This is a genomic window from Kosmotoga arenicorallina S304, from assembly GCF_001636545.1.
GTDB classification, from domain to species: Bacteria; Thermotogota; Thermotogae; order Petrotogales; family Kosmotogaceae; genus Kosmotoga_B; species Kosmotoga_B arenicorallina.
Genome location: NZ_JFHK01000030.1, coordinates 1 through 6,462, shown reverse-complemented (window position 1 = coordinate 6,462; position 6,462 = coordinate 1). Strand labels below are relative to the sequence as shown.

Below are 6,462 nucleotides of genomic sequence, written 5' to 3'. Positions count from 1 at the left end.
TTTTTGTCCAGTTTTTCAGGGAGCATTACAAAAAAGGGTGTGAAAATATGATTGGTAAAATTTATGGCATTTCAATACAAACAATTAAAGCAAAAGAAGGCGTATTATCTGTTATCGAGTCTAAAAATGCTAAACTTTTTGATTTTAAACGCATTTATTATATATATGGTGTACCTGTCGGGACTGTTCGTGGTCACCATGCCCACAAGGTTCTCAAGCAGATTCTTGTATGTGTCTATGGAGCTATTGAAATTATGTATAATGATGGCAAGAAGAAAGGATACACTGTTTTGGATAACCCTTCGAAAGGATTATATGTTGGTCCAGGAATTTGGCATACAATGAAATGGCTAAAGGACCATAGTGTACTTCTTGTTCTTGCTTCAGATTACTACGATGAATCAGATTACATAAGAAATTACGATGAATTCATTAGACTTGTTAAGGAGGGGTATTGGAAATGAACATTCATTTCAATATATTGAAACCTCAATACTTGATGTTCAAGGAAGAATATGATAAAGCCGTTTTAGAAGTTCTTGATTCTGGATGGTATATTCTAGGGAAGCAAGTTAAACGCTTCGAAGAGGAATTTGCAGAATACGTTGGAATGAAACATTGTGTTGGGGTAAATTCTGGACTTGATGCTCTTATTCTTGCTATTCGAGCTTTGGGAATTGGCAAAGGGGATGAAGTGATTGCTCCAGCAAATACATATATTGCTTCTATTTTAGGAGTTACAGAAAATGGAGCAACTCCAGTGTTTGTAGAACCAGATGAGTTTTTCAACATTGACCCTTCAAAAATTAAGGCCGCAATAACTTCAAAGGCGAAAGCTATTCTTCCAGTCCACTTATATGGCCAACCGGCAAGAATGGAAGAAATTATGGAGATAGCTAGAGAACACAATTTATATGTCGTTGAAGATTGCGCTCAAGCGCATGGTGCGATTGTAAATGGAAGGAATATTGGAACATTTGGTGATATTAATTGTTTTAGTTTCTTCCCTACTAAAAACCTTGGTGCATTTGGAGATGCTGGAGCGATAGTAACCAATAGTGAGAAATTAGCTGAGAAGGTGAGGATGCTTAGGAATTATGGAAGTATAAAGAAATACTATCACGAGATAGAGGGGATTAATTCCAGACTTGACGAACTTCAAGCAGCTGTTTTGAGAGTAAAACTCAGACATATAAATGAACTTGAACAGGAAAGAAGAATAATAGCAGAACGTTATTTAACAGAGATAAAAAATCCATTAATTGAATTACCAAAGGTCTCACAGAACTGTAAGCATGTTTGGCATTTATTCGTGATTAAGTGCAATCAAAGAGACAAACTTCAAGCTTTTCTCAAAGATAATGGCATAGATACCAAGATACACTATCCGATTCCACCACATCTTTCCGAGGCTTATCAAAGACTTGGGTACAAAAAAGGAGATTTCCCAATTACCGAGGAATATGCTAATACTATACTCAGCCTGCCATTATACAACGGCATGACTGATGAGGAAATAAACTATGTGATAGGGAAGTTGAATGAATTTAGGGGGTGAAATTGTGAAAGGGGTTATACTTGCTGGTGGAAAAGGAACCAGACTCTATCCTTTAACCAAATCTCTAAATAAACATCTTTTGCCAGTTGGACCAGAGCCAATGATTTATAACCCTATTAGAAATATGCAAGCATGTGGAATTAAGGATGTTCTTATTATAACTAGCACCGAGCACATGGGAGATATGGTAAACCTCCTTGGAAGCGGAAGTGAATTCGGTTTAAGATTTGCCTATAAAGTCCAGGATGAGGCAAAAGGGATTGCTGATGCACTTAGGCTCGCCAGAGAGTTTGCTAGTAACGAAAATATGCTCGTAATACTCGGAGATAATATTTTTGAGAAGCCAATTGATTATTTTGTGAAGAATTACAATTCAATTCAGAAGGGAAAGGGAGCAAGAGTACTACTTGTTAAAGTTTCCAATCCACAGCGATTTGGTGTGGCTGCTCTTGATGAGCGCAAGGTTATTGAAATTCAGGAGAAACCAGAGAATCCCAAAAGTAATTACGCAGTTGTTGGAGCCTATATATATGACACCAGAGTTTTCGATATTATCGATCATATAAAACCTTCTGCACGAGGAGAATACGAAATTACCAGTGTGAATAATAAGTACATCGAACTTGGGGAACTCGAGTATGACTTTGTTAAAGGCAGATGGATGGACACTGGTACCTTTGAATCTTATTACTTGGCCAACAAAATAATGTATGAAAACTACTTCAATAAGATGGGGATAGAACAATCGTAATGAGTAGGGCTAAGTTATTTATAGAAAATTTTCTTGTATATGGACTAGTTGGGGTTATCGGCAAAGCGATTCCTCTTATAATGCTCCCAATCATCACGAGACTTGTTCCTGATACCTCAATTTATGGTATTTCTGATCTTCTTCGTGTTTTGGTTTCTTTTGGGTCTGCATTTGCAGTTCTTGGGATGTATGACGCAATGTTCAGAATGTTCTTTGACGATGAAGACAAAGATCATAAGATTGCCGTTTGTTCGAGTTCACTTTTTGTGGTTTTACTTAGTAGTACTCTAACAGGACTTTTTATTGTAATTTTCAGCTCAGAGTTATCTAAATTGCTTTTCTCAACAGATAAATACCAAATCTGGATAATGCTAATGGGAATTCAAACTACAATAAGCTCACTTGGCTCTATAATTATGGCCCCTACAAGGATGCAAAATAAGCGTCGCGTGTTTGTAATTATGAATATTGTGGGGCCCGTAATAAGCTATAGCATTAGTGTTGCTTTTATACTACTAGTCGATCCTTTGTTTGGTCTTATAATTGGAGGATTTTCGAGTGCTCTTTTTAGATTACTAGTTTTTTGGAAACTCAATTATTCGTGGTTTAGTTTTAAACGCATCAATACTAGGCTGATAAAGGATATGATGAAAATAGGAGTTCCATTGATACCTACGTTTCTTATATACTGGATCTTTTCTTCATTTGATAGAATTATGATTTCAAATATGATTGGAACTTCATACAACGGAATTTACGCAGTAGGTGCCAGAATGGCCCAAGTGAGTCAATTGATATATACTGGCTTTGTTGGCGGATGGAGTTATTTCAATTATTCGACTATGAAAGATAAGGACCACCCAGAGATAGTTTCAATGGTATTTGAATATCTTGGTGTCATCTCCATGCTTACAATAATTCTGATAATGCCGTTGATTCCTTTAGTATTTAAAATTCTCTTTACAGGTGATTATGTAACAGGCCATGTTGTTACTCCTTACTTATTCCTCTCACCACTATTGTTGATGCTCTTTCAAACATCAGCCAGTCAGTTGTTGATAGTCAAAAAAAGCTATTGGGTAACCATATCTCTGGCGGTTGGAGCAGGACTAAATGTAGTGTTGAACTACTTTCTTATCCCTATTCTCGGTATTGAAGGAGCAGCGATTGCAACGCTTCTTGGCTATTTAAGTTCGGTTATAACAGTGTCTGTTTTGGCCTCTATGAAAAAGTTATTGAAAATACATTGGAAATTTCTGGTTGTTTCTGGAATAACTACTGTTTTTTTTCTTATCAAAAGTTTGGTTAAATTCAAATATAATTATACGGAGCATAGTGTCATTTATATGTCTTACGGTTATTTTGCTTTTTTACAAGGGTGATATTAGCAAGTTTAAAAAACGCTTATCAATAAAAGGGAGCTGAGAATAATGAAAACTATTCTTATTACTGGTGGTGCCGGATTTATTGGTAGCAATTTCGTTAAGTACATTCTTAAACAAGAAAATTACAGAGTTATAGTTCTTGATGCACTTACATATGCGGGAAATCTTGATAATCTCAAGGAATACATTTCAAAGGAAAAACTTTTTGTCCCATTGAAACATACAAGGCTTGAAACAGTTTCTTTTAATCTTTTTGGTGATGTTAAACCCGTTTTTAATGCTTCAGAAAATATTGAAAGACTAAATTTCAAATTGAAAGAATATCAGCATATCACATTACATCATAATGATTTCGATAGAGTAATTGAAGACGCTTTAAATAAACATAAGCTGGTATTTGTTTTCGGAAGTATTGATGATCCCAATATCGTAAGAAATCTTGTAAGCATTTCTGATATGGTTGTCAATTTTTCAGCCGAGACTCATGTGGATAGATCTATCCTTGATCCTGACCGTTTTATAAAGACTGATGTATATGGTACTTATGTTCTTCTTGAAGCTGCCAAAAAAAGTGATAGGTTCAAGAAGTTTTTACATATCTCAACAGATGAAGTTTATGGTGTCGCAAAAGATCACAGTTTCACTGAAAAAGATCCTATAAATCCTAGAAATCCGTATTCAGCAAGTAAAGCAGCTGCCGATCGTCTTGTTTACGCGTACAATCAAACTTACGGTTTACCAGTTAATATTGTTCGTCCATCCAACAATTTTGGCCCCTTCCAATATCCAGAAAAACTGATTCCTGTGATGATTATAAGAGCTCTTAAAAATGAGTATCTACCCGTATATGGCGATGGAAAGCAAGTCAGAGACTGGCTTTTTGTCAAAGATACAGTAAGAGCTATTCATCTTGTCTTAGAAAAAGGAAGAATTGGGGAAGTTTATAATATAGCTGGCGGAAATGAACGTGAAAATATATGGATCGTAGAAAAAATACTTGAAAAATTGGGTAAACCCAAAAACTTAATAAAATTTGTTAAAGATAGACCGGGCCACGATATTAGATACTCGCTAAATGATACAAAAATCAGAACCGAGCTTGGATATACTCCAGAATGGGATTTTGAGACTAATTTAGAAGAGACAATAGAATGGTATGTGAACAATGAATCATGGTGGAGGAAGATACTAAATAACGACAAGGAATATCAAGAATTTATGAAAAAATGGTACGATGAACGATGATCGAAAAAGCTAAAGTTTATTATTAATACTCTACCTTCATAATTGAAAATTTGGTAAAATACAGCAATTGTATTTCCAAAAGATCAGAGGTGGAAATATGCTTTTAAAAACTGAAAAACCTGAAATGATCCTTAGACAGCTAGAACCAGAAGACATTTACAACCTCTATAATTGGACTAACAAACCCGAAATTGCAAGCTTTTTCGTTTTTTCAAGACTTCCAGGTAGCATTGAGAAGACAAAGAAGTTCTTAAACTCTCAATTAGAAGGTGATCCAAATAATATTCATTTGGTAATAGAAAAGCTTGAGCCCAAAGAGTTCATTGGTGTGATTAGTTTAAAAAATATCAATTGGATAGATCGAAATGCTGAATATGCAATAGTCATCACTGACAAAAAAAACATGGGGAAAGGATATGCAAAAGCTGCCTCCTTAGCGATATTAAAGTATGCATTTTTAACAATCAACTTAGAAAGAGTATATCTCAATGTGCTATCAACCAATTTAAGAGCTATTAATTTCTATGAAAGGATTGGATTCAGGAAAGAGGGAATCTTGAGGAGACATGTTTTTAAAGAAGGAGAATATGTGGATCTATTATGGTATGGAATTTTAAAGAGTGAATGTTTAGAATTGCTCTCAAACGGGTTATAACTAGCGACTTAAGTAGATTTTTATAGTTTCAAAAAATAGTAGGTGTATAAAGTCAATAGCTTATTGACCCGGTGGGGCCATAAGGAAATGACCCGCTACTCATTTCAGGTATTCAAAGCAACTCTTTTTCTGTAGCTTCTTCTGAAAAATATGAATAAACACCAGTATTTGAAAACAAATTCCTAGTTGCTGTGAACTCGTTGAAAAATAGGGACAGGTTGAAAAATAGGGACAGACACCATTTTTATGATATGATCGAGTATCTTGGTTGTTAGGTGGTGATGAGATGCCAAGGAGCGCGAGGATTGTTCTTGAAGGTATTGCTCATCATGTAACGCAAAGAGGTAATTATCGTCAAAGTGTTTTTGAGGATCCTGAAGATAGAGTAAAGTACCTTGAACTCATTAAGGAATATTCAACCAAGTATGGGCTCAAGATATATGCGTATTGCCTCATGACCAATCATGTTCATTTCATCGCTGTTCCTGAAAAAGAAGATTCTCTAGCCATGACTTTTAAGTACGCTCATATGAGATACTCACAGTATTTTAATCGAAAACATCATAGAACAGGGCATCTCTGGCAGGGAAGGTTTTATTCCTTGTATGTGGTCAAATAAAATTGACCCCCCAGGGCCATAGAAAATTGACCCGTTACCCCCCGGAAAAAAAGACCTTCTTGAGCGAGATAATAGAAACAATCTGCTCAAGGAGGTATACGAGGGGTGAAAAACGTGTACGAGGTCAGAGAGATTCAACGGCTCTATCAGGAATATTGTTCTATTCGTGAGGGAACAAGACTCACCGGGATATCCCGGAACACCGTCAGGAAGTATTTACGCAGAATCGAAGCAGTGAAATTAGGAAGC

The 6,462-nt window shown here is 35.8% G+C and carries 7 protein-coding genes; all 7 read left to right on the top strand.

The features are described 5' to 3' along the window. The coding region (locus tag AT15_RS09715) for a sugar 3,4-ketoisomerase (RefSeq protein ID WP_235598552.1) at positions 1–464 on the top strand (464 nt) is incomplete at its 5' end. Beyond that, entirely contained in the window at positions 461–1,558 is a 1,098-nt protein-coding gene (locus AT15_RS09710) for a DegT/DnrJ/EryC1/StrS family aminotransferase (RefSeq protein ID WP_068349095.1), read from the top strand. The genes AT15_RS09715 and AT15_RS09710, both read left to right, overlap by 4 nt. A 4-nt stretch (positions 1,559–1,562) precedes the next feature. Beyond that, complete coding sequence (locus AT15_RS09705) at positions 1,563–2,309, top strand: sugar phosphate nucleotidyltransferase (RefSeq protein ID WP_068349093.1); 747 nt, start codon at positions 1,563–1,565, stop codon at positions 2,307–2,309. Continuing rightward, complete coding sequence (locus AT15_RS09700) at positions 2,309–3,691, top strand: oligosaccharide flippase family protein (RefSeq protein ID WP_084251709.1); 1,383 nt, start codon at positions 2,309–2,311, stop codon at positions 3,689–3,691. The genes AT15_RS09705 and AT15_RS09700 overlap by 1 nt, the downstream gene beginning before the upstream one ends. 48 nt (positions 3,692–3,739) lie before the next feature. Beyond that, entirely contained in the window at positions 3,740–4,939 is a 1,200-nt protein-coding gene (gene rfbB / locus AT15_RS09695) for a dTDP-glucose 4,6-dehydratase (protein ID WP_068349090.1), read from the top strand. Positions 4,940–5,036: 97 nt separating this feature from the next. Next, positions 5,037–5,594 carry a GNAT family N-acetyltransferase gene (locus tag AT15_RS09690; protein WP_084251708.1) on the top strand — a complete coding sequence of 186 codons (558 nt, stop codon included), beginning with the start codon at positions 5,037–5,039 and terminating at the stop codon, positions 5,592–5,594. 286 nt (positions 5,595–5,880) lie between these two features. After that, positions 5,881–6,213, top strand: coding sequence for a transposase (locus AT15_RS09685; protein ID WP_068349087.1), 333 nt, complete (start codon positions 5,881–5,883; stop codon positions 6,211–6,213). Positions 6,214–6,462: the final 249 nt, after the last annotated feature.

What these genes read in the sequence shown, in the direction of transcription:
- rfbB (WP_068349090.1), top strand. Translation starts at nt 3,740, where the DNA reads ATGAAAACTATTCTTATTACTGGTGGTGCCGGATTTATTGGTAGCAAT.
- AT15_RS09685 (WP_068349087.1), top strand. Translation starts at nt 5,881, where the DNA reads ATGCCAAGGAGCGCGAGGATTGTTCTTGAAGGTATTGCTCATCATGTA.
- AT15_RS09690 (WP_084251708.1), top strand. Translation starts at nt 5,037, where the DNA reads ATGCTTTTAAAAACTGAAAAACCTGAAATGATCCTTAGACAGCTAGAA.
- AT15_RS09700 (WP_084251709.1), top strand. Translation starts at nt 2,309, where the DNA reads ATGAGTAGGGCTAAGTTATTTATAGAAAATTTTCTTGTATATGGACTA.
- AT15_RS09710 (WP_068349095.1), top strand. Translation starts at nt 461, where the DNA reads ATGAACATTCATTTCAATATATTGAAACCTCAATACTTGATGTTCAAG.